Consider the following 23600-nt stretch of genomic DNA (forward strand, 5'->3'; position numbering starts at 1 on the left):
CCGACAGGCGTGACAAACGCGCGGCAGGCGCTGCCTGTCAGTGCGTGATCGCGCCCATCCGCCCGGCCTGATAGTCGATCACCGCCTGACGGATCTCGTCTTCGGTATTCATCACGAACGGGCCATAGCGCACCACCGGCTCCTTCAGCGGCACGCCGCCGAGCAGCAGCACTTCGAGTGGTTCGTCGCCGGCCGTAATGGTCACCGCGTCGCCGTCGTTGGCGAACACCACCATCGTGCGCGCGTCGATGTCCGCGCGCGCGTCGCCTTCGCCATACACGCCCTTGCCGGACAGCCCATACGCGAACACGCGATAGTCGGCCGGTACCGGCTGGCGGATCGTCGCGCCCGGCTGCAACGAGAAATGCTGATACAGGATCGGCGTGCGCGTTTCGATCGCGGCCTTGACGCCGAGCGCTTCGCCCGCGATGACCTTCACGCGCACCTGGCCGTCTTCGGACGTCGCGGCCGGAATGCGTGTCGACGGAATTTCCTGGTAGCGCGGCGCGATCATCTTGTCGCGACGCGGCAGGTTCACCCATAGCTGCAGGCCGTGCACGCGACCGCCGGTGCGCGTGAATTCCGGGTCCGGCATTTCGCTATGCACGACGCCCGCGCCCGCGGTCATCCATTGCACGTCACCGGCGTGCAGCGTGCCGGAATGGCCCGCCGAATCCTTGTGGCCGAACTGGCCCTCGAGCACATAGGTGACCGTCTCGAAGCCGCGATGCGGATGATCGGGCGCGCCGATGGCCTCGCCTGGCGCATAGTCGACCGGCCCCATTTCGTCGAGCAGCAGGAACGGATCGAAGTCCATCAGCAGACGCGTCGGAAACGGTCGATGAACGATGAATCCGCCGCCCTCCACTGTGCGAACCGACGGGAACGTGCGTTCGATCGTGCGTGACGTAGTCATCAATATCACCTCGAAAAATGGGGAATAGCGCGATTTCTGAAACATGGGGCTATTATAGGGACCGTTTTTGGCGGTGCCAGCCGTCCCTCAGCAATGGATTGTTCTATTCATGGAACGATGAGATGAAGATCGATTCACACAATCTGAACGACCTCATGTACTTTTCGCAGGTCGTCGAACATGGCGGATTTTCGGCCGCCGAGCGGGTGCTGGGCATCTCGAAGTCGCGCCTGTCGCGTCGGCTCACGGAGCTGGAGGCGTCGCTCGGCGTGCGCCTGTTGCAGCGTTCCACTCGCAAGCTCGCACTGACCGAAGCGGGGCAGCTGTTCTACCAGCACTGTCAGGCAATGCTCAGCGAAGCGCAGGCGGCGGTCAATGTCGTGCAGCAACTGCGCTCGTCGCCGCGCGGCACGGTGCGCGTCAGCGTGCCGGTTACGATCTCGCAGACGATTCTGTCGACGATCCTGCCGGAATTCATGCACCGCTTTCCGGAGGTGCGCGTCGTGATGCGCGTGACGAATCGCGTGGTCGATCTGTTCGAGGATTCGATCGACGTCGCACTGCGCGTGCGTTCGGATCCGCCGGAAAATGCGAACATCGTCGTGCGGCCGCTGTGGCGCACCGAGCAGATGCTGGTCGGCGCGCCGAGCCTGCTGCAGCAGAATGCGCCGCCGCTGACGCCGGGCGACCTGAACCGCTTCGAAACACTCGACGTGCCGACGAGCGACGGCCGCCACGTGTACAACCTGATCTCGCCCGACGGCACGCGCCATGCTCACGAACACGAGCCGCGCCTCGTGACCGCCGATCTGATGACGATTCGCGAGGCGGTGCTCGCCGGCGTCGGCATCGCCGCATTGCCGGAGATGATGTATGGAGCCGCGTTGAGAGCGGGGCAACTGTCGCCGGTGATGCCGGGCTGGAGTTTTCCGACGCCGCAGTTGTACGCGGTGTTCGTGTCGCGTCAGGGGATGGTGCCGGCCGTGCGCGCGTTCGTCGATTATCTGGTCGAGATGCTCGATCCGGATGAGGGCAAGCACATCATCGGCGAGTGTCCTGAGCGCGCCGAAAAAGCGGCGGCGCAGGCATCGGTGGCGAGGGCGTCCTCCGCTGCGTCGGCGGCGGTTTCATGAGGCTCTGTGGCAACTTAAGGGGGCACGGTGCGCCGCGGGTCGCTAGCGCGCTTCGGAAATCGTTTTTAGCATTTAAGCGCGGCCTGTCATGATTACTTTCAATGGTCGTTTGCTTGAATGCGCGCGCACACAGGCATATAGTGAAATCCCTTTCGCTAAGGAGTGTCCTATGCGAAAACTCATGGCCGCTATCATAGCGGGCCTGATAGGGCTGACCGCGTTGTCCGTGTCGACCACGGCCCTCGCATGCGGTGATAAAAGCTATCAGTCTTCGGCCGATGGCAAATGATCCCGCCGCCCGAAGGCGCCGAGTGCGCACAAAAAAAGGCCTTCATCCGACGATGAAGGCCTTTTACTTTTTGGCCCTGTTTAAAAGGGTTTTCCCGTAGACGAGCGCGCTGCTCCGCTTGCCGCTCCGCGTGCCACGTTACCGCTTACTTCGCTTTGGGCTGCGTGACGAAACCGATCTTCGTCAGTCCGCCAGCCTGCGCGGCGGACATCACCTGAGCGACCTTCTCGTACGGCACCTTGCGGTCCGCATCGAGATGCAACTCCGGCTGCGGGCTCGCCTGCGCGGCCGCGGCGATCTTCGCGGCGAGCGCCGCATCGTCGACCTTGGTGCTGTCCCACAGCACGTTGCCGTCCGCGTCGATCGACACCGTCACCTGCGCGGGCTTCGTGTCTTCCCTCTGACTGCTCGCGTGCGGCAGATCGATCTTGACCGCGTGACGGATCACCGGAATCGTCACCATGAAGACGATCAGCAGAACCAGCATCACGTCGACGAGCGGCGTCATGTTGATCTCGTTCATCAGGCCGTCGTCATCGTCTCCGGCGAAAGGGCTCATTGCCATTGGAATGCCTCGTCGATCAGTTGGCGCGGGTTGCGAGACGCAGGCCGTCGCCGCGCTTGGTCGACGACAGACGGGCACCGGTCACGAAGAACGCATGCAGGCCGTGAGCGAAGCGGCTCAGCTTCGCGACGATCGCCTTGTTGGCGCGCGTCAGCGCGTTGTAGCCGAGCACGGCCGGAATCGCGACGAACAGACCAAACGCGGTCATGATCAGCGCTTCGCCGACCGGGCCGGCGACCTGGTCAATCGACGACTGGCCGCTCGCGCCGATCGCGAGCAGCGCGTGATAGATGCCCCACACGGTCCCGAACAGGCCGACGAACGGCGCGGTGCTGCCGATCGACGCAAGAATCGCGAGACCGCTCTGCATGCGCGCGACGCTTTCGTCCATCGTGTCTTTCAGGCAGCGCGTGATCCAGTCGGACACGTCCATGCGGTCGTGCAGATGCGGCTGCGTCTGGTGATGATGGTCGGCCGCTTCCTGGCCCGACAGCGCGAGCGCGAGGAACGGGTTGTCATGCGGCGTCGAGGCGCCGCCGCCGAGCTTCTTCACGCCGTCGGCGAGGTCGTCCGAATGCCAGAACGCCTGCTCGGCGTTCTTCGTCAGGCGCTTCAGGCGCATCACGTTCCAGCCTTTGACGACGATCACGCTCCACGACATCACCGACATGATCAATAGCGCGAGCGCGATACCGCGCGTCACGAAATCCCCTTGCGCCCACACGTGTGCCAATCCGTAGTTTTGCATTGCAATTCCTTGTTTTTGAAATCTTGCTTCAGTCGGTCAGATTGAAGTTGAAAGGCTGGGTGTACGCGGCCCTGACGGGTTCGCCGTTCTCGAGATACGGCTTGCAGGCGCTCGCGCGTACGGCGGCCAAGGCCGCGTCGTCGAGACGGCTAAAGCCGCTGCTTTTCTTCAACTCGATGTTCTCGAGCTTGCCGGTCAGACCGACGACGAAGTGCACGTACGCGGTGCCGGATTCGCCGCGGCGCCGCGATAGAGCCGGGTATTCAGGCTGGGTGATATTGCAATCGAGGTGCGGCACGTTTTTCGGCGCGCTGATTTCCATCGTCGGCTTGCCGATCGCGGGCGCTGCCGCGGTGGGCGGTGTCGCCGGCGCGGCGGGCGCGGCCGGCGTCGGATCGGGCGCCGCGACCGGCGTCGGCGATGGCGCAGCCGCCTGTGGCAACGGAGTTGGCGTCGGCTTGGGCGTCGGAGCCGGCTTCGGCTGGGCTTTCGGCGTCGTATGGACGGGCGGTGTCGGCCGGGGCGGCGGCGGAGCGATCGATTGCAGCGCGACCGGCGCGGCGAGCGGCGCGGGCGGCAGCAGTTCGGCGGTCATCACGTGCGATTCGAGCGCGACCGGCACCGGCTCGTGACGCAGCATCATGATCACGGCGAGCAGAGCGACGTGAACCGCGGCGACTATGGCAGTGGCCGTCAGCGCGCGGGAATTCGGTCGGGTGGACGACGCCAGCGGGGCGCCGGCGGAAACGGGATGCGGAGCCTGCATGGTCAGTGGGGCAGCGCGCCGTGCGGGCGGCGCGTCAAACAGGGCATCGTCATGTTCGGAAAATCAGCAGCGAAATGAACAAAGTAGTCACGAAACCAATCAGCAATTCCATCTCGAACTCCTTTCGAAGGGGGAGCGGGGTAGCTGGCTGGTACGAGTACTGGCTTGCTGACGGCAGTGGGATAACGCAGTACGGCGGACAGTACTGCGGTTGTGTTGCAGACGTGCGGCACATTCAACGTCGCATCGGAGCGTTACATAAAGCGTGCGTGAAGCGGAGGGGCTTTTAGACGCACCGGCACGGCTTGCGCCGCCGGGCCCTGCTAGCTGAGCTCAGGCTGCCTTGCGCTCGTAGAACGCGACTTGCACGACCTCGGCGACGCTCTGCACCTGCCGATGCTCGACCACGCCGCAACGGCTCGCGCACACACCGCTTTGCAGCATCACGTCACGCACGGATTCCTCGCATTTGCCGCAGCACGAGGCGACGCCGAGTTCAAACTGCAACTCGTCGAACGAGTCGATGCCGTCCGCAATCGAGGAGCGGATTGTGCGGTCGGATACGGATTTGCAGACACAGACGATCATGGCAGGCGTCATAGCTAACGTTAATGCGAATTATTATCATTTTGTTTGGTTCGTTTGGCAAGCGTCCCGTGCGATTTTTTGTAACAAAACCAGACTCTTAGAATGGATTTCGTCGGCAGGAAGGGCGGGCGCGCGTCGGTTGCCGGCGCTAGGCGGCGCGAGAATCCGATGCGGCCGTGCGGCCCGACGGTATCGATACCTGCTCGACCGCGGCCTCGATCCGCAGCAGCGTGGCGGCGAGTTGCTGCTGATGGATGCCGTCGTCGGTGGAATAGAAGCGCGGCAGCGGCGTGCCCCCGGCCGACGCGGCGGCGCGCAGGCCGTGCTGCTCGAGCACGCGTTCGAGCTGACGCGCGATCGCCACGCTCGTGTCGATCAGCGCGAGCCGCTCGCCGACGATGTCGCGGATCGCCGCGTCGAGAAAGGGGTAATGGGTGCAGCCGAGCACCAGCGTGTCGGCGCCCGCGTCGAGCATCGGTTCCAGGTAGCTGCGCAGCAGTGCCTGCAGTTCGGCCGAGCGGACGTCGCAACGCTCGACCGCCTGCACGAGCCCGTGGCCGGGCTGGCACAGAAAGCGGCAGTCGGCGGCGTAGCGTTCGAGCAGCCCCTGGAAGCGGGCGCTGCGCAGTGTCGCCTGGGTCGCCAGCACGCCGGCGACGCGGCTTTTCGATTGCAGCGCGGCGGGCTTGACACCCGGCTCGACGCCGACGAGCGGAATCGGCAGCTTTTCGCGCACCAGCGCGATCGACTGCGCGGTCGCCGTATTGCATGCGACCACGAGCGCCTTCGCGCCTTGTGCGGCGAGCCATTCGCCGATGGCCAGCGTGCGGTCGGTGATGAAGTCGTCGTCGCGCTCGCCGTAGGGCGCGTACAGCGAATCGGCGACATACAGCAACGCCTCGTCAGGCAGTTGCGCGCGCACCGCGCGCAGCACGGACAGGCCGCCGAGCCCCGAATCGAAAATGCCGATCGGCGCCTGCGACGCGGCGCCAGCGGCAACACTGCGGACCGTCGGCGACGGCGAAGGGGCGGGCATAGGCGAGAAAAACGAGCGTGAAGTGACGGTCGGCGAAAAGGGTGAAACCACGGTGAGGCGCGAACAAGCGCGCCAGTATATCGCCCGTGCGGTACGGTCCGGCGCGAATGCCTGCTGGGCAGGCGTCGTGCCGCTACCGCGCGGGACGCTTCAGCGTGCTTCGATCAGGACTCGACCGAGCCCATCGCGCTTTGCTGGTAGTTCTGGATACCGACCTTGTCGATCAGATCGAGCTGGGTTTCGAGCCAGTCGATGTGCTCTTCGGTGTCGTCGAGAATCTTCGTGAAGATTTCGCGCGAGATGAAATCGCGCACCGATTCGCAGTAGGCAATCGCCTCCTTGCAGGTGCCTTGCGAAATCTGTTCGAGCTTCAGATCGCATTCGAGGATCTCTTTGGTTTCCTCACCGATCAGCAACTTGTGCAGGTCCTGCAGATTCGGCAGACCGTCGAGCATGAAGATCCGTTCGATCAGCATGTCGGCATGCTTCATTTCGCCGATCGACTCGTCGTACTCGTGCTTGCCGAGCTTGTCGAGGCCCCAGTGGCCGTACATTCGGGCATGCAGGAAATATTGATTGATCGCGGTCAGTTCGTTCTTCAACTGCGCGTTCAGATATTCGATGACCTTCTTGTCGCCTTGCATGTTATTTCCTTTTTCGGGAACCTTGAATTTCCAACAACAATAAACGCCATGTCCAAAAAAGCCAAGAGATCCGATACAACTGTTGGCGGCGTTGGCGGCCTCGTGCGTGCGGCGCCTTGCGCGTGCATGACGCACGGAAAGAAAAAGCCGGGATCGCGGCCCCGGCTTTTCGACTGATCTGAGTAGCGTTAATCGCGACTCATCAAGCCGTGGCGACCGGAATCTTGCCGATCTTGGCTTGCCATTCCTTCGGGCCGGTCTGGTGCACGGAGGTGCCGTTCGAATCGACGGCGACCGTGACCGGCATGTCCTGCACGTCGAACTCGTAGATCGCTTCCATGCCAAGGTCTTCGAACGCGAGCACCTTCGCGCTGCGGATCGCCTTCGACACGAGGTACGCCGCACCGCCGACGGCCATCAGATACGCGGCCTTGTGCTTCCTGATCGCCTCGATCGCGACCGGGCCGCGCTCGGCCTTGCCGATCATCGAAATGAGGCCCGTTTGCGCGAGCATCGCCTCGGTGAACTTGTCCATCCGCGTCGCAGTGGTCGGGCCCGCCGGGCCGACCGCTTCGTCGCGCACCGGATCGACCGGGCCGACGTAGTAGATTACGCGGTTCGTGAAATCGACCGGCAGCTTCTCGCCCTTCGCGAGCATGTCGGCGATGCGCTTGTGCGCGGCGTCGCGGCCCGTCAACATCTTGCCCGACAGCAGCAGCGTCTGGCCCGGCTTCCAGCCCGCCACTTCTTCCGGCGTCAGCGTGTTGAGGTCGACGCGCTTGCTGGTTTCCGTGTTCGGTTCCCAGTGCACCTTCGGCCATGCGTCGAGCGACGGCGCTTCGAGCTTGGCGACGCCCGAACCGTCGAGCGTGAAGTGCGCGTGGCGCGTCGCCGCGCAGTTCGGGATGATCGCGATCGGCTTGGATGCGGCGTGCGTCGGCGCGGCCATGATCTTCACGTCGAGAACAGTGGACAGACCGCCGAGGCCCTGCGCGCCGATACCGAGTGCGTTGACCTTCTCGTGCAGCTCGACGCGCAGCTCTTCGATCCAGTCCTTCGGGCCGCGCGCGATCACGTCCTGAATGTCGATCTGGTCCATCAGCGATTCCTTCGCCATCACCATCGCTTTCTCAGCGGTGCCGCCGATGCCGATGCCGAGCATGCCCGGCGGGCACCAGCCCGCGCCCATCGTCGGCACGGTCTTCAGGATCCAGTCGACGATCGAGTCCGACGGGTTCAGCATCGCGAACTTCGACTTGTTCTCCGAGCCGCCGCCCTTGGCCGCGACCTGCACGTCGACGGTGTTACCCGGCACGATCTCGTAGTGGATCACGGCCGGCGTGTTGTCCTTGGTGTTCTTGCGCGCGCCTTCGGGCGGGCTCACGATCGATGCGCGCAGCACGTTGTCCGGATTCAGATAACCGCGGCGCACGCCTTCGTTGATCATGTCGGTGACGCTCATCGTCGCGCCGTCCCAACGCACGTCCATACCGACCTTCACGAACACCGTGACGATGCCGGTGTCCTGGCAGATCGGGCGCTTGCCTTCGGCGCACATGCGGCTGTTGGTCAGGATCTGCGCGATCGCGTCCTTCGCTGCGGGGCTCTGTTCGAGCTCGTACGCGCGGCCGAGCGCTTCGATGTAGTCGAGCGGATGGTAGTAGCTGATGTACTGCAGCGAATCAGCGATGCTTTGAATCAGGTCTTCCTGTTTGATGACGGTCATGGCTAGCTCAGTGGGGAGTGGCGCTTGTTGTCGGATCGCAGCACGGTGCGGTCAGTCTTGCGCCTTCATGGGAGTGGAAACCTTGATGCCGCCCACGGCGTGCAATGCCGCGGGTCCTTCGAAATGTTTGGGGTGCGTGTGCGTGGTGTTCTGGTCGGGGCTGATGAAGGTCTTCAGCAGATGGATCGACGAGATGCTGATCAGCGCCATCGACAGCTTCACTTTCAGCACGCCGGCGTTCACGTGATCGAGCCATTCCGGTTCGTCCGGATGACCGTCGAGGCCGAGGCGCGATACGAACGTTTCATAGCCGCCGATGATCACCATGATCAGCATCAGCCCGAGGTACAGCGGCACCTGCAGCCAGCGGCTCATGAAAACGAGGTGGGGCAGCGCGCGCATGGGGCGGCGCGGACGGGCGGAGGCGGGTCGCGAAGCGGACATAGGCAACGGTCAGATGAAGCGCAGGTGACGGAACAGGGGGCCAGGCGCCGACGGCGGTGCGGGGCGCGGCCACCGAAGGGGCGCGAGACTCGCGTCAGGCGCGCCATTGTACAGCGTCGGTCGAAGCTGCTGCTTTGCGGCGGGCAGCGCGCCCCCGACACCAGAATTACGATGCGATCGGCGGCACGCTGCGCGCCTTCAGGCTCGCGAGGCCGATACCGGCGACCACGCAGGCAAGCGCGATGCCGTGCGCGAGCGTGGGCCGCTCGCCGAGGAACTCGATGCCGTAGAGCGCCGCGGCGACCGGCAGCACCGCGCTGAACACGCCGGCAAGACTGCCTGGCACGTGACGGATGCCTTTCATCCACAGCCAGAACGAGAAGATGCTGGCCGACAGCCCGTACCACAACACCAGCATCCAGACGCTCGACGGCACCGCGCGATAGTCGAAATGCGCGAGCGCGCCGGCGCCGAGCGGCAGCATCAGCAGCAGGCCGAACAGATGCGTGTACGCGCAAATATCGATCGGCGCGAGCGTCTGCGTGAGGCGGCGGGACAGAATGATGTACAGCGATTCGCAGCACACGGCACCGAGCACCATGAAGTTGCCCGCGAGCGAGCCGGTGCCGGCCGTCGCATCCGCGCCCGCCTGGAAGTGCGCGACATTGATGACGACGACGCCGACGATCGCCAGCGCGATCGACGCGAGCGCGCGGCCATCGGGCCGCTCCTTCAGGATCAGCCACGACAGCAGCGCGACGACCGCCGGAATCGTGCTCGTGATCACGCCGGCCGCGACCGCGCTGGTACGGGCGACGCCGTTGAGCATCAGCAGCGTGAAGCCGAAGGTGCCGAATAGAGCCTGCAAAAACAGGTTGATCCATTCATCGCGTTTGACGCGGCGCAGTTTGGTCACGCGCAACAGCGGCCAAAGCACGGCCATCGCGATTACGAAACGCAGCAGCGCAAACAGCGGGACGGGGACGAAGGCGACGATCGATTTACCGATTCCGACGTTGCTGCCGACCAGCAGCATCGAGGTAATGAGAAGCAGGGCGTAGCGATTCAAGCTGGAATCCGGACGGCTAGTTCAGTTAGCATTGTAAAAGGCCGTGCGAGAGAGCGTAAGGGTGCGAAAGCGGGCGCGCTGGCGGTGCGTCGAGTTCGCATCAGCGGTATGCAATGTGCTGCGAGTGAGCGTAGAAGGCTCTGTAGAACGGGCGATCTTTTTCGCGCGCATCTCGTCTGATCAACGCGTAACTGCGTCGATGGCTGGCGCGATCTAAGGGTTTTCGCTTGCAGATCAATACGATGCGCGTAAGTGGCCGGTAAGTTGCAGCGCTTATGGTTAAGCCTTGACGCGGAATAGGATCGCGCAGGGCGCCCGCATGCACGGATGTTGCGATGCCGCACGCACGCGCGTTTGACGGTATCGCGAGGTGGGAGACAGCGCCGCTCGTGGCGGCTCGCACGGGATAAGGCCCGCGCGCCCGACGCGCGCCGGTACAGGTTTTACGTTTCATCTTCACCAAGGGGTTGTCGATGTCTGCGATTGAATCGGTTCTTCAGGAACGCCGCGTTTTTCCGCCCTCCGCTGACACTGCGAAGGGTGCCACGATCTCCGGCATGGACGCGTACCGGGCGCTCGCCGCCGAAGCGGAGCGCGACTACGAAGGCTTCTGGGGGCGTCTCGCGAAGGAGACGCTGAGTTGGCACAAGCCGTTTACGAAGGTGCTCGACGAATCGAAGGCGCCGTTCTACACGTGGTTCGAAGACGGCCAGCTGAACGCGTCGTATAACAGCATCGACCGTCACGTCGAGGCCGGCAACGGCGAGCGCGTCGCGATCGTGTTCGAAGCCGACGACGGTACCGTCACCAACGTCACCTATCAGGATCTGCTGCAACGCGTATCGCGCTTCGCGAATGCGCTGAAAAAACGCGGCGTGAAGAAAGGCGACCCGGTCGTCATCTATATGCCGATGTCGATCGAGGGCATCGTCGCGATGCAGGCGTGCGCGCGGATCGGCGCGACGCACTCGGTCGTGTTCGGCGGCTTCTCGTCGAAGTCGCTCAACGAGCGGCTCGTCGACGTCGGCGCGGTCGCGCTGATCACGTCCGACGAACAGATGCGCGGCGGCAAGGCTTTGCCGCTGAAGAACATCGCCGACGAAGCGCTCGCGCTCGGCGGCTGCGAGAAGGTCAGGAGCGTGATCGTGTACCAGCGCACCGGCGGCAAGGTCGCGTGGGACGCAGGGCGCGACCTGTGGATGCACGAACTCGCACAGGCCGAGTCGGACCAGTGCGCGCCCGAATGGGTCGGCGCCGAGCATCCGCTCTTCATCCTCTATACGTCGGGCTCGACCGGCAAGCCGAAGGGCGTGCAGCACAGCACCGGCGGCTATCTGCTGTGGGCCGCGCAAACGCTGAAATGGACCTTCGACTGGCGCCCCTCCGACGTGTTCTGGTGTACCGCCGACATCGGCTGGATCACCGGCCATAGCTACATTACGTACGGGCCGCTCACGCTTGGCGGCACCCAGGTCGTATTCGAGGGCGTGCCGACCTATCCGGACGCCGGGCGCTTCTGGCAGATGATCGCGAAGCACGGGGTCACGCTGTTCTATACGGCTCCTACTGCGATCCGCTCGCTGATCAAGGCCTCCGAGGCCGACGCTAAAGTGCATCCGAAGAGCTACGACCTGTCGACGTTGCGCATCATCGGCACGGTCGGCGAACCGATCAATCCGGAGGCGTGGGTGTGGTACTACGAGAACGTCGGAGGCGGCCGCTGTCCGATCGTCGATACGTGGTGGCAGACCGAGACCGGCGGCCACATGATCGCGCCGATGCCGGGCGCGACGCCGCTCGTGCCGGGTTCGTGCACGCTGCCGCTGCCGGGCATCATGGCCGCGGTCGTCGACGAAACCGGGCAGGACGTGCAGAACGGGCAGGGCGGCATTCTGGTGATCAAGCGCCCGTGGCCGGCGATGCTGCGCAACGTGTGGGGCGATCCGGACCGCTACAAGAAGAGCTACTTCCCCGACGAGCTCGGCGGCAGGCTCTACCTCGCCGGCGACGGCGCGGTGCGCGACAAGGAGACCGGCTACTTCACGATCATGGGCCGCATCGACGACGTGCTGAACGTGTCGGGCCATCGTCTCGGCACCATGGAGATCGAGTCGGCACTGGTGGCCAATCCGCTCGTCGCGGAAGCCGCCGTGGTGGGCCGCCCCGATGCGACGACCGGCGAGGCGGTGTGCGCGTTCGTGGTGCTCAAACGTGCGCGTCCGCAAGGCGAAGAGGCCGTGAAGCTCGCGAACGACCTGCGCAACTGGGTCGGCAAGGAGATCGGTCCGATCGCGAAGCCGAAGGACATCCGCTTTGGCGAGAACCTGCCGAAGACGCGTTCGGGCAAGATCATGCGTCGTCTGTTGCGTTCGCTCGCGAAGGGCGAGGAAATCACCCAGGACGTGTCGACGCTGGAAAACCCGGCGATTCTCGATCAGCTCGGCGAGTCGATTTAAAGCGTTGTAAGCGGATCTGCGCGGACGGCGGCGGTGTCGATCGACGCGCTTGCAGGCACGCCGCGCAGACCCGTTATTCGAGCGGACGGCTTGCATCGCGGCGTTGCGCGGACAATCCCGATTGCCTCGCCGATGCCTTTTTGATACATAGGCGCATGGCCGCGCCGCACCTATCCTCCCACGCCAGGTTGAACCCCCCGCCCGAACCGCCACCGGTCTCGGCGGCGATGGCGCTCGCGCATCGCAAGTACTGGCGTTTCAACCTCGCGTTGATCGCGGTGCTGATGACGCTTGGCTTCTTCGTCTCCTTCGTCGTGCCATTGCTGGCGCCCGCGCTCGCGCAGGTGCACGCAGGCGGCTTCAGGTTGCCGTTCTACTTTGGCGCACAAGGCGCGATCCTGATCTACCTCGCGCTGATCGTCGTCTATATCGTGCTGATGCAGCGCGCCGATCGTCAGTTGCAGCACGCGTTCGAAGCGGATTCGCAGCGCGATGCGGCAAGCGGTCCCGCCGCGGATTCCACCAGCGGCGCGAACGATGACGTCGCGATCGGCAAGGCCGCGCCGGCCGCGCGCGGGCGCTGAGCCGATGAAGCTCACGCATCGGCTGATCCGCTCGTACGCGCTCTATACGCTCGGCTTTCTGCTGTTCGTCTACGTGATGTGGCGCATCGAGCGCAGCACCGGTCCCGGGATGTGGATCGGCTATGTGTTCCTGTTCGTGCCGATCGCGGTGTATGCGGTGATCGGCGTGCTGTCGCGCACGTCCGACCTGGTCGAATACTACGTAGCGGGGCGGCGCGTGCCGTCGGCGTTCAACGGCATGGCGACCGCGGCCGACTGGTTGTCGGCCGCGTCGTTCATCGGTCTGGCCGGCTCGATCTACGCGACCGGCTACGACGGCCTCGCGTACATGATGGGCTGGACGGGCGGCTATTGCCTCGTCGCGTTCCTGCTCGCGCCGTATGTGCGCAAGCTCGCGCGCTATACGATTCCCGATTTTCTCGGCACGCGCTATTCGAGCAACGCGGTGCGCGGCCTCGCGGCGCTCGCCGCGATCCTGTGCTCGTTCGTTTATCTGGTCGCGCAGATCCAGGGCGTCGGCCTGATCGCGACGCGCTTTATCGGCGTCGATTTCACGGTCGGCATTTTCTGCGGGCTCGCGGGCATTCTGGTGTGCTCGTTTCTGGGCGGCATGCGTGCCGTCACGTGGACCCAGGTCGCGCAGTACATCATCCTGATCCTCGCGATGCTGATACCGGTATCGATGATCGCGCACAAGGACGGCCTCGGCTGGGTGCCGCAATTCAGCTATGGGCGCCTGATGGAGCGCATGGAAGGGCTCGAGAAGCAGGTGCGCGACGCGCCGCTCGAGGAGCGCGTGCGCGACGACTATCGACGCCGCGCCGCGTTGATGCAACTGCGGCTCGATACGCTGCCGCAATCGTTCATCGAGGAAAAGCAGCGGCTCACGCAGGAGGTCGGCGATCTGCGCCGCCATAACGGTCCGTTGCGCGAGATCAAGGAGCGCGAGCGTGCGCTCGAACAGTTTCCGCGCGATGCCGCCGCCGCGCAGATCGTCTGGAGTCAGAAGCGCGACGACATGCTGATGCGGGCGAGCGCGCCGGTGCCGATGCAGGAACCGTTTCCTGCTGTCGGTGAGGAAGACCGGAGCACGCACGCGCGTAACTTTCTATCGCTGCTGCTGTGTCTGTCGCTTGGCACGGCGAGCCTGCCGCATATCCTGACGCGCTATAACACGACGACTTCGGTGGCGTCGGCGCGGCGCTCGGTCGGCTGGACGCTCTTTTTCGTCGCGCTGTTCTATCTGACCGTGCCGGTGCTGGCGGTGCTGATCAAGTACGAGATCCTGTCGAATCTGGTCGGCCATCATTTCGCCGATCTGCCGCAGTGGCTGATGCAATGGCGCAAGGTCGAACCGAGCCTGATCAGCCTCGCCGATACGAACGGCGACGGTATCGTGCGCTGGAGCGAGATCCAGATGCAGCCCGATATGGTCGTGCTCGCGGCGCCCGAGATCGCGGGGCTGCCGTATGTGATGTCGGGCTTGATCGCGGCGGGGGCGCTCGCGGCGGCACTATCGACCGCGGATGGTCTGCTGCTGACGATCGCGAACGCGCTATCGCACGACGTGTACTACCACATGGTGGATCCGAACGCGTCGAGCCAGCGGCGCGTGACGATCTCGAAGATTCTGCTGCTGGGTGTCGCATTGTTCGCGTCGTACGTGGCGTCGCTGAATACGGGGAATATTCTGTTTCTGGTCGGGGCGGCGTTTTCGCTGGCGGCGTCGAGTCTGTTTCCGGCGCTCGTGCTCGGCGTGTTCTGGAAACGCACGACGCGGCTCGGCGCGGTGGCGGGGATGGTCGCGGGGCTCGTCGTGTGCATCTACTACATCGTGTCGACGTATCCGTTCTTCACGCAGATGACGGGATTCACAGGTGCGCGCTGGTTTGGCATCGAGCCGATCAGTTCGGGCGTGTTCGGTGTGCCGGCGGGTTTTCTCGTGGCGATCGGGGTGAGTTTGCTCGATCGAAAGGCGGACGCTTATACGATCGCGCTGGTCGACTATATCCGGCATCCATAGGCGGTTTGCGCGGGGCTTTGGCCAGGGTGTGGCGCAGGGCGCGAAGTTTGCTATAATTCGGCTCCCCGCCGGAGAGATGGATGAGCGGTTTAAGTCGCACGCCTGGAAAGCGTGTATAGGTTAATAGCCTATCGGGGGTTCGAATCCCCCTCTCTCCGCCAGGACATCCAATGAATACGGGCCTTTCGGCCCGTTTTTCGTTTCTACCCGCACCAGTACCCACACGCGTGCACGCGGTGCAATTCCCCACCCGCCGGCGGCCGTTTCGATGCGTCGTCTACGAACAGCACAGGTCGGGGTTTTCGGGGGCTCGGCTCGACAAAGAGACTTACCGGGGAACAAATGAAAAGCCCCGCTCGGGGCGGGGCTCATTAAGGCCTAGGCCTAAGGCTTTCTGGCAGTTCGATCGGCATGGCAAGAGAAGAAAATACCCGACAAGCTCTGTGGCATGCGTCGCCCCCGCCAAAGCTGCGCCATCTCCGTCGCGCGCGAGAATCCATATTGGGTCGTCTGCTCCAACGTCGGTCAACTCAACAATGTTGCGGGAATTGGGGCTCATATATCTAATCGCTGCCTCGGGGATACTCGACGATAAATGAGACAGGGTGTCGGTACTTCGAGGCGAACACCTCGGGGTGAAATGCAAACATTGTCGAGTGGATGCCCCGGGTGATATCGAACCAACCTCGCGCGGCGACGAGTGGATTAATCGCTCAGAAGACGCTTCAATTCGTCGAGAAACGAAGCGGTCGTATAGCCCCACAACTCCGGGTCGAAATCTTGCCCGTAATCCGTTTCAAACGCCGAATCCAGATCATCCGGGTGCTCGCTTATGAACGAATCTATTTCGTGGATCATTTCGAGATGGCTTTCCCGTGGGCAGTCCCTCCTGTAGCACGAAACAATTTCCGGAATCGTTTCTCCCCATAAATCAGAATCCTGATTAAGGTATGCGCCAAACAACTGATAAAGTTTCGGGTAACGCTCTGACAGCATAATTTTCGCCTTCATCCAACATATGCGGTAAAAATGTAGTACGGCATTCCATTGTAGGTTTGATATTTCAGTACAACGACAACCTCATTCATCCGCGTCATTTTTCCTGTCTGTCGTGCAATTCCATAGCCGACATCACTCGCCACACGCTGCGTCAGTGTAAGGGGGCCGCCACTACCTGAGCACTCCGCCCATTTCCTGATTTGTGTCGTATGGGCGCGCATTACTTCTGATATTGCCCATTCCGCCCGCTCCAGGTTCGTGAATGACGACACTCTTTTTCGATGCGGTTCAAGTCTCAGTCTTTCGCGCAATTGCGCTTCGGTCCGCCCCACGTGCTTTTCGAGTGTGTGCCCTCCCAGCCTCGGATTGAGCGCTTTTGCTTCATGCATTTGCAGATCGATCCGGCCCATCGTAACGCTGGCCACGCGTGCAGCCTTGATCGAGCCAGCGAACCCGAACGGCACGATCATATCGACTGACAGGCCGATGTTGTTCGCCATGTCAGGACCGGCGTTCATCGCCTCGGCCAGCTTCGCCGTACCTTGCTGGGTCAGCGTGACCGTATCCCGGCCCGTCCAGATTTGACGCAAACCTGCCGACGCTGTATCTGAGCCATGTACGCCGAACACAACACATCCGGCCTTGCTCGCCATCGTCGGTTCCGGCAGCACACATAGCGCTGCCGCCCCGACCATTTCCAGCACCCCGCCGACAACCTGCAAGCCGCCCCATAGCCGGTTGGAACGCATCTCGGTAGGGCTGATCGACTGACGGGAGAGCACTGCCGCTAGTTGCGGCGCACTGAGCACCACGCGCACGCCGTCCGAATTCTGTTGATACGACATTCCGGTGTCCTCTGTAGCTGTTGGGGCTGCTACGCTAGCAGGCGTCCACAGGGGTATGGAATGGGCGATGGATGATTTTAGGCTTTCGCTTCGATCAACGAAATGTCAACATTTGTGCGCGCCGGAATGCGCGCCGGAATGCGCGCCGGAATGCGCGCCGTAGCGCGTATGGACAGTCTGGACAAGAACGGTTCCGTTCAGCAAGGCAGCGCTCGTATAGCGCAGCGTGGACATAGGGTTTGGCCATGCCGCCGTCGTCGCGCGTCGTTGTTCCAGCAGGTCCGTTCGGTGAGTGGCCGTCTCAACGTTGTTTGCCGCGGAATGCGCGAGCGCGCGCTGCGAGGTTTCGCGCATAGATCCGCCGGGACAGAACACAAAGTCCGGTCAACGAGAATTTTGTGCACGCGGGATCGTCCCGAGAGGCGCGAAGCTTCGACAAGCCTCACCCCTCATCCCCCTCCCGCAACTCCCCCGTATTCCCCCGTTCCGCGCAAGCGCCCGTAACGGGCGGCCGCCCCCGCGTCGCCTCTGACAGCGTCACTCCCTGCTGAATCCCAGCCTTCGCCAGCATATGTGCGCTAATCGGCGCGGTGAGAAACAGAAACGCCGGAATCAGCAACTCATGCAGGCTCGCGAAGTTGTTATGCGCGCTGAAATACACCACCGACGCGAGCACGATGCCGCCCACACCGAGCGTGGTCGACTTGGTCGGACCGTGCAGCCGCATGAAGAAGTCGGGCAGCCGGGCGAGCCCGACCGCCCCGACCAGCGTGAACAGACTGCCGGCCAGCAGCAGCAAACAAACGATCGCTTCGACAAAAGTTTCCATCGGCATACCCCATGCTAGTTGAGTTCGATGATGTCGCCGCGCTGCAGGTACTTGGTGAGCGCGACGGTACCCACGAAACCCATCACGGCAATCAGAAGCGCAACCTCGAAGAGGATCGTCGAGCGCAAGCTGATGCCGTACACGACGATCAACGCGATCGCATTGATGTTGAGCGTGTCGAGCGCGACGATGCGATCGGGCAGCGACGGCCCGCGCACGAGGCGCCACAGCGCGAGCAGGAACGCGATGCCGAGGATCGCGAGCGAGATCGGAATCACGATGGCTAGCATGCGAAGATCTCCATCAATGGGGCTTCATAACGGGACTTGATGAGCGCGATGAGTGCCGCTTCGTCGCCGAGATCGAGCACGTGCACGGAGAGGCGCGTGCGGTCGTCGCTGAGTTCGGCGCACAGCGTGCCAGGGCTCAGCGAGACCACGCTGATGAGCACCGTGAGCGCGATCTCGTGGGTGCTGTCGAGCGGCACTTCGATGAACGCCGGGCGCATCCGCCGCGTCGGGCCGAGCACGAGCAGCGCGACCTCGACGTTGGCCACGATGATATCGACCAACACATGCCAGGCGAGGAGCACGAGCAGCCACGGTCGGCCGAAGCGCACCGGTCGCAGCCACAAGCCTTCGGCGACGCGAAAAGAGATCACGTAGCCGAGCGCGGCGCCGAGCAGCAGATTGCCCGGCGAGACGTCGTTCATCAGCAGCACCCAGCAGATGATCAGCAAGACCGCGAGCCACGGGTGGGGGAAGAGCCTTTTCAACATCGTCAGTTCCCCTGTGCGTCGGCCGTGGTCGCGGCGGCCGCTGGTGGCGAGGAGCGCGCCGCGGGCAGGATCGCGTGCACGTAGGCGGCGCGATCGAATAGCTGTGTCGCCGTATCGGTGAGATAGTGCCGCACCGCGCCCGCGCCGAGCGTGATGGCCACGACACAGCCGAGCAGGATCGCGCAGGCGGCGAGCTTCGCATTACTGCCACGCGGTGCGCGCTCCTCTTTGCCGGCGGCGGCGCGCGCGGCCGGCGCGGCCCACATCAGGCGCGTGCCCGTGCGGCTCAGCGCGACGATCGAGAGCAGGCTCGACAGCAGTACGGCCGGCCACAGCACGACTGCCGCGCCGAGCGGCGTGGCGGCCAGCACCATCGCCTTGCCGAGGAACCCGGACAGCGGCGGCAGGCCCGCGGCGCCCACCGCGGCGATCAGATAGAGCAGCGCGGCGAGGTTCGACGGCCACGGTGCATGCGTGCGCGGGACCGCTTCGACCGTAGCTTCGGCTTCGGTGTGAGCCGGTTCCCCGACCAGCACGGCGAGCGCGCCGGCCGTCTCGACCTGCAGCGGTTGCACCCGCGCCAGCGTCGCCACCGCTTCGCCGTCCGGCTCGGGCGAGATGGCCGCCGCGGCCGCGTCGTCGAGCGCTTCGAGCGAGCCGGGCTCGATCGAATTGGCATCGGCGGAAACGGCGGCATGGGCGGCGTGCGGTGTCGGGGCTTGCTCGGGTTCGAGCGTGTCGGCGAGCAGGAACAGCGCGCCAGTGCAGAGCGTCGTGCTGATCAGGTAGTAGAGCAGCGCGCTCCATGCAAGCGGCGTCTGTAGTGCGATCGCCGCGATCAGCAGACCCACCGAAACCAGCACGAGATAGCCCGTCGTGGTCTTGAGACTCGACACCGCCAACGCGCCCAGCGCGCCGAACACGATCGTCGCGATCGCGAGCCACCACGCCCACTGATGCATGAACGCATCGAGCACGCCGCCCGCCGCGCCGAACACGAGCGCGTCGCAGCGCAGCATCGCATAGATGCCGACCTTGGTCATGATCGCGAACAGCGCGGCCACCGGGCCGATGGCGCTGCGGTAGGCCTGCGGCAACCAGAACGACATCGGAAACACGGCGGCCTTGAGGCCGAACACGAGCATCAGCGTCGCGCCCGCGAACTGCGCGAGCGGCAGCGACTCCGGCCCGAGACGCGCCAGACGTTCGCCCATGTCGGCCATGTTGAGCGTGCCCGTGACGCCGTAGAGCACGCCGATCGCGACCAGAAAGAACGACGAACCGACGAGGTTCATCAACAGATAGTGCAGCCCGTTGCGCACCCGTCGCGCGCCGCCACCATGCAGCAGCAGCGCGTACGACGCGATCAGCAGCAGCTCGAAGAACACGAACAGGTTGAAGAGATCGCCCGCGAGGAAGGCGCCGTTCAGGCCCATCAGCTCGAACTGGACCAACGCACGGAAATAGCGGCCGCGCCTCGCGTCCTCGCTCGAGGTGCCGAGCAGGCAGCAGACCGCCAGCACGGCGGTGAGCACCAGCATCAGCGCGCCGAGCCGGTCGAGTTCCAGCACGATGCCGAACGGCGCGGGCCATGCGCCGAGCGCGTAGCTGGCGATCTCGCCTTGCGCGGCGCGCGCCATCAGCAGGCACGCGACGGGCAGCAGCGCGATGATGGCGAGCGCGTTCAGCGCGCGTTGCAGGCGTTTCGCGCGCAGCGGCAGCACGACGATGACGCCCGCGGAAAAGAGCGGAATCAGGATCGGGAGTAGGAGAACGTGGTTCATTCGACGCGCGTCTCCTCGTCATTGACGTGATCGTTGCCCGTGATCGAAAACGAGCGCAGCGCGAGCACCACGGTGAAGGCCGTCATTGCAAAGCCGATCACGATGGCCGTCAGCACGAGCGCTTGCGGCACCGGATCGACGTATTGCGCCCCCGCCGCGATGACCGCTGGCTTGCCGATCGCAAGCCGGCCCATGCCGAGCAGGAACAGGTTGATCGCATACGAGAACAGCGTGATGCCGAGAATCACCGGCAACACGCGTGCGCACAGCAGCAGGTAGATGCCGCACGCGCAAAGCACGCCGATCGCGATGGCAAAGGCGGCTTCCATCAGCTTTTCTCCACGGACTGCATGTCCTTGTCGCGTACGCCGAGGTGCGAGACGATCGTGAGCGTCGTGCCGACCACCGCGCCCGTTACGCCGAGATCGAACAGCATCGCCGTGGACAGTTCGATCTCTCCGATCAGCGGCACGTGCAGGTGCCCGAACGCACTGGTCAAAAACGGCTGGCCGAACGCGAGACTGCCGAGCCCCGTGGTCGCGGCGATCAGAATGCCGAAGCCCGCAAGCGCGCGGTAGTTGAGGTGGATGCGCGACTCGGTCCACAGCACCCCGCTCGCGACGTACTGCAGCAACAACGCGATCGAGAGGATCAGCGACGCGATGAAGCCGCCGCCCGGCAGGTTGTGGCCGCGCAGGAACACGAACACGGCGACGAGCACGGTGAGCGGCAGCATCAGCCGCGCGAGGATCGCGAGCATCAGCGGATGCGATTGCGACGACCATGGCCGGCCATCCGGCCCCGCATCGGGCGACTTCAGGCGCAGCCCGCGCAGCAGCGCCTTGACGGCGAGCCCCGCGACCACGAGCACGCTGATTTCGACCATCGTGTCGAAGCCGCGGAAATCCACGAGGATCACGTTGACGACGTTGTGGCCGCCGCTGCCGGGCAGCGCATTGGCGAGGAAGTACGGAGCGATGCCTGGCAGCGGCGCGCTCGTCATGATCCTGTACGACACGGCGCCGAGCAGCGCGCCGCCCGCGAGCGCGAGCACGCCGTTGCGCAGCCGGACGGGGAGCGGCTCGACGGCGCGTTGCAGCGCGGGCAGGAAATAGACGGCCAGCACGAGCAGCAGGATCGTGACCAGTTCGACGGAGATCTGCGTGAGCGCGAGATCGGGCGCGGAGAAGCGCACGAAAGCGAGCGACACGAGCAGGCCGCAGGTGCTCAGCATGACGAGCGCGTAAAGGGTGCGCGCACGCACGCACACCACGCCGACGGCGAGCAACGCCATCAGCACGAGGCCGCCCAGCGTGAACGGATCGGGCGGCAGGCGCGTGTGGCTGCCGCTCCAGGTGTCGAGCGCGACGAGCGGCACGCCCGGCACGATCAGCATCGCCGCGATCATCCATGCGAGGTAGGCCGGCAGCGAGCGCGTCTCGAACAAGCGCACGATCACGCCGGCGCACTGTTCGAGACGCTGCACGAAGCGGTCGAAGATTTCGCTCGCGTTCAACTCGGTGAGCGCCGTGCGGCGGTGGCGGAACGCATTGCGGCGCAGGAAAAAGAGCGCCGCACCCGCCGCGAACGACACCGCGCTCATCACGAGCGGCGTATTGACGCCGTGCCACAGGCTCAGGCTGTAGTCGGGCAGCTTGCCGCCGAGCGTGACCCACGCGGCCGACTCGAGCAGCCTGCCGATGCTTTGCTGCGGGAACAGGCCGATCAGCAGGCACAGCGCCACGAGAATCTCGACCGGCAGCCGCATGAAGCGCGGCGCCTCGTGCGGCGGATAGTGCGGCAGATCGCGCGGCGTCTCGCCGTCGAAAAACACGCCCCAGACGAAACGTAGCGAGTACGCCACGGAGAGCGCCGCCGCCACGATCGCGATGACCGGCACGGCGAGGTTCAGCGGCCCGAACATGCTTTGCGCGAGTGTTTCGCCGAAGAACATTTCCTTCGAGAGAAAACCGTTGAGCAGCGGCACGCCGGCCATCGACAGCGACGCGACGCTCGCGAGCACGGCCGTATGCGGCATGTACCTGCGCAGGCCGCGCAGACGGCCCAGATCGCGCGTGCCGGTTTCGTGATCGACGATGCCCGCGGCCATGAAGAGCGACGCCTTGAACACCGCGTGGTTGACCGTGTGAAAGAGCGCGGCGACAGTCGAGAGCTGCGTGTCGAGGCCGAACAGCAGCACGATCAGGCCGAGATGGCTGATGGTCGAATAGGCGAGCAGGCCCTTCAGATCGCGCTGCAACAACGCCAACCCCGCGCCGCCCACCAGCGTGACGAGCCCGGCCACTGTCGCCGTGTAAGCCCACAGGTGGGTACCTTCGAAGAGCGGATAGAGACGCGCGAGCAGGAACACGCCGGCCTTCACCATCGTCGCCGAATGCAGATAGGCCGACACGGGTGTGGGCGCCGACATCGCGTGCGGTAGCCAGAAGTGAAAAGGAAACTGCGCCGACTTCGTGAACGCCGCGAACAGCGTGAGCAGCAGAATGGCCGGGTAGAGCGGATCGTGCTGCACCTTGTCAAGCTGGGCGAGCACGTCGTTCAGCTCGTAGCTGCCGCATACGTGGCCGAGCAACAGCACGGCCGCAAGCAGCGCGAGACCGCCCGCGCCGGTGATGGTGAGCGCCATGCGTGCGCCGCGCCTCGCGTCGGGCCGCGATGGCCAGAAGCCGATCAGCAGGAACGAGACGAGGCTCGTCAGTTCCCAGAAGATGACGAGTAGCAGCAGGTTGTTCGACAGCACGATGCCGAGCATCGCGCCCATGAAGAGCAGTAGCAGCAGGTACAGACGCGGCAACGAATCGCTGCCGGCGAGGTAGTAGCGTGCGTAGATGAAGACGAGCAGGCCGATCGCGAGTACGAGCAACGCGAACATGAACGAGAGGCCATCGAGGCGCAGCGACAGCGCGAGGCCGATGTCGGGCATCCACTCATGGCGCCATTGCAGCACGTCGTGGTCGCCCATGCCCACGCGCTCGCTCAGCAGCAGCGCGCAGCCGAACAGCGCCGTCGCGAAGGCGATCCAGGTGCAGAGCGCGGCGGCGCGCGGCCTCGTGAGCGCAATGAGCGCCGCGGCCATGAACGGAAGTAGGACGAGCCACCCCAGTACCATTCGATGCCCTCCGGGAGTTCGAGTGTTAGACGGTGTGGCTGGCCGGTGGGACTGGGCCGGCGTGCCGCCAGCCGGGCGGTTGCCCACGGGGCACAATCATAGCCGCAAACAGCCCGGCAGTTCACATCGATACATCAAGCATAAATATACGCACCGCGAAGCGCGCGGCGAGCCCGACTGATGCCCAATCATGCCCATTGATGCGGACGCGCGTTCGATTTAACACCCGTCGCGTGACATGCGGCGCG

At 64.3% G+C, this 23600-nt stretch carries 23 protein-coding genes and 1 tRNA gene; 5 read left to right on the plus strand and 19 right to left on the minus strand.

The genetic code is table 11. The features are described 5' to 3' along the window. Positions 1-37: 37 nt before the first annotated feature. Positions 38-916 carry a pirin family protein gene (locus OKW37_RS09855; RefSeq protein WP_090803851.1) on the minus strand — a complete coding sequence of 293 codons (879 nt, stop codon included), beginning with the start codon at positions 914-916 and terminating at the stop codon, positions 38-40. A gap of 122 nt (positions 917-1038) precedes the next feature. Here OKW37_RS09855 and OKW37_RS09860 point away from each other — a divergent pair, with 122 nt between their 5' ends. After that, positions 1039-2049 (plus strand): LysR family transcriptional regulator, encoded by a 1011-nt coding sequence (locus OKW37_RS09860; RefSeq protein WP_184062149.1) that lies wholly within the window; start codon positions 1039-1041, stop codon positions 2047-2049. A gap of 434 nt (positions 2050-2483) precedes the next feature. Here OKW37_RS09860 and OKW37_RS09865 read toward each other — a convergent pair whose 3' ends face one another. The 9 genes from OKW37_RS09865 to OKW37_RS09905 all read right to left on the minus strand — a co-directional run bounded on the left by OKW37_RS09865 (position 2484) and on the right by OKW37_RS09905 (position 9924). Beyond that, the gene (locus tag OKW37_RS09865) at positions 2484-2903 is read right to left on the minus strand and encodes an ExbD/TolR family protein (protein ID WP_090803854.1); all 420 of its coding nucleotides are present in this window, start codon (positions 2901-2903) and stop codon (positions 2484-2486) included. Between the two features lie 16 nt (positions 2904-2919). Then, a complete protein-coding gene (locus OKW37_RS09870) occupies positions 2920-3651 on the minus strand; it encodes a MotA/TolQ/ExbB proton channel family protein (protein WP_184044393.1) in 732 nt (243 codons plus the stop codon). 28 nt (positions 3652-3679) lie between these two features. Continuing rightward, positions 3680-4417: an energy transducer TonB gene (locus OKW37_RS09875; protein ID WP_429406771.1), complete on the minus strand. Its 738-nt coding sequence runs from the start codon at positions 4415-4417 to the stop codon at positions 3680-3682. A gap of 333 nt (positions 4418-4750) precedes the next feature. After that, positions 4751-5005, minus strand: a complete 255-nt coding sequence (locus OKW37_RS09880; protein ID WP_090803857.1) for a (2Fe-2S)-binding protein — start codon at positions 5003-5005, stop codon at positions 4751-4753. A gap of 148 nt (positions 5006-5153) precedes the next feature. Next, positions 5154-6041: a glutamate racemase gene (murI, locus tag OKW37_RS09885; RefSeq protein WP_429406769.1), complete on the minus strand. Its 888-nt coding sequence runs from the start codon at positions 6039-6041 to the stop codon at positions 5154-5156. A 164-nt stretch (positions 6042-6205) separates the two neighbouring features. Further along, positions 6206-6685, minus strand: a complete 480-nt coding sequence (bfr, locus tag OKW37_RS09890) for a bacterioferritin (RefSeq protein WP_018418627.1) — start codon at positions 6683-6685, stop codon at positions 6206-6208. Between the two features lie 202 nt (positions 6686-6887). Continuing rightward, complete coding sequence (locus OKW37_RS09895; RefSeq protein ID WP_429406767.1) at positions 6888-8411, minus strand: fumarate hydratase; 1524 nt, start codon at positions 8409-8411, stop codon at positions 6888-6890. Positions 8412-8462: 51 nt separating this feature from the next. Continuing rightward, positions 8463-8813 (minus strand): YqhA family protein, encoded by a 351-nt coding sequence (locus OKW37_RS09900; RefSeq protein ID WP_187613911.1) that lies wholly within the window; start codon positions 8811-8813, stop codon positions 8463-8465. A 208-nt stretch (positions 8814-9021) separates the two neighbouring features. After that, positions 9022-9924, minus strand: a complete 903-nt coding sequence (locus OKW37_RS09905) for a DMT family transporter (RefSeq protein ID WP_429406764.1) — start codon at positions 9922-9924, stop codon at positions 9022-9024. A gap of 473 nt (positions 9925-10397) precedes the next feature. Between OKW37_RS09905 and acs the strand changes: the two genes are divergently transcribed. The 4 genes from acs (at position 10398) to OKW37_RS09925 (ending at position 15148) form a co-directional block, all read left to right on the plus strand. Beyond that, the gene (acs, locus tag OKW37_RS09910) at positions 10398-12380 is read left to right on the plus strand and encodes an acetate--CoA ligase (protein WP_429406762.1); all 1983 of its coding nucleotides are present in this window, start codon (positions 10398-10400) and stop codon (positions 12378-12380) included. Positions 12381-12535: 155 nt separating this feature from the next. Beyond that, the gene (locus OKW37_RS09915; protein WP_429406760.1) at positions 12536-12964 is read left to right on the plus strand and encodes a DUF4212 domain-containing protein; all 429 of its coding nucleotides are present in this window, start codon (positions 12536-12538) and stop codon (positions 12962-12964) included. A gap of 4 nt (positions 12965-12968) precedes the next feature. Next, the gene (locus OKW37_RS09920) at positions 12969-14987 is read left to right on the plus strand and encodes a sodium:solute symporter family protein (RefSeq protein ID WP_429406758.1); all 2019 of its coding nucleotides are present in this window, start codon (positions 12969-12971) and stop codon (positions 14985-14987) included. 70 nt (positions 14988-15057) lie between these two features. Beyond that, a tRNA-Ser gene (locus tag OKW37_RS09925) sits at positions 15058-15148 on the plus strand. Positions 15149-15692: 544 nt separating this feature from the next. Here the strand turns inward: OKW37_RS09925 and OKW37_RS09930 are convergent. The 9 genes from OKW37_RS09930 to OKW37_RS09970 all read right to left on the minus strand — a co-directional run bounded on the left by OKW37_RS09930 (position 15693) and on the right by OKW37_RS09970 (position 23352). Continuing rightward, positions 15693-15998 carry a contact-dependent growth inhibition system immunity protein gene (locus tag OKW37_RS09930; RefSeq protein ID WP_429406756.1) on the minus strand — a complete coding sequence of 102 codons (306 nt, stop codon included), beginning with the start codon at positions 15996-15998 and terminating at the stop codon, positions 15693-15695. Beyond that, a complete protein-coding gene (locus tag OKW37_RS09935) occupies positions 15995-16831 on the minus strand; it encodes an RNase A-like domain-containing protein (RefSeq protein WP_184070164.1) in 837 nt (278 codons plus the stop codon). Before OKW37_RS09935 ends, OKW37_RS09930 begins: the two co-directional genes overlap by 4 nt. Positions 16832-16936: 105 nt before the next feature. Further along, positions 16937-17185 (minus strand): hypothetical protein, encoded by a 249-nt coding sequence (locus OKW37_RS09940; RefSeq protein ID WP_429406754.1) that lies wholly within the window; start codon positions 17183-17185, stop codon positions 16937-16939. A gap of 88 nt (positions 17186-17273) precedes the next feature. Continuing rightward, positions 17274-17666, minus strand: a complete 393-nt coding sequence (locus tag OKW37_RS09945) for a Na+/H+ antiporter subunit G (protein WP_090803870.1) — start codon at positions 17664-17666, stop codon at positions 17274-17276. 8 nt (positions 17667-17674) lie between these two features. After that, positions 17675-17950, minus strand: a complete 276-nt coding sequence (locus OKW37_RS09950) for a K+/H+ antiporter subunit F (RefSeq protein WP_184062137.1) — start codon at positions 17948-17950, stop codon at positions 17675-17677. Then, a complete protein-coding gene (locus OKW37_RS09955; protein ID WP_184062136.1) occupies positions 17944-18438 on the minus strand; it encodes a Na+/H+ antiporter subunit E in 495 nt (164 codons plus the stop codon). The genes OKW37_RS09950 and OKW37_RS09955 overlap by 7 nt, the downstream gene beginning before the upstream one ends. A 2-nt stretch (positions 18439-18440) precedes the next feature. Continuing rightward, positions 18441-20222: a monovalent cation/H+ antiporter subunit D gene (locus tag OKW37_RS09960; protein WP_429509804.1), complete on the minus strand. Its 1782-nt coding sequence runs from the start codon at positions 20220-20222 to the stop codon at positions 18441-18443. Then, the gene (locus OKW37_RS09965; RefSeq protein WP_429356923.1) at positions 20219-20551 is read right to left on the minus strand and encodes a Na+/H+ antiporter subunit C; all 333 of its coding nucleotides are present in this window, start codon (positions 20549-20551) and stop codon (positions 20219-20221) included. Before OKW37_RS09965 ends, OKW37_RS09960 begins: the two co-directional genes overlap by 4 nt. Continuing rightward, positions 20551-23352, minus strand: a complete 2802-nt coding sequence (locus OKW37_RS09970) for a monovalent cation/H+ antiporter subunit A (protein ID WP_429406749.1) — start codon at positions 23350-23352, stop codon at positions 20551-20553. The genes OKW37_RS09965 and OKW37_RS09970 overlap by 1 nt, the downstream gene beginning before the upstream one ends. Positions 23353-23600: the final 248 nt, after the last annotated feature.

Origin of the sequence: Paraburkholderia sp. MM5482-R2 (genome assembly GCF_050436125.1) — a bacterium.
Lineage (GTDB): Bacteria > Pseudomonadota > Gammaproteobacteria > Burkholderiales > Burkholderiaceae > Paraburkholderia > Paraburkholderia tuberum.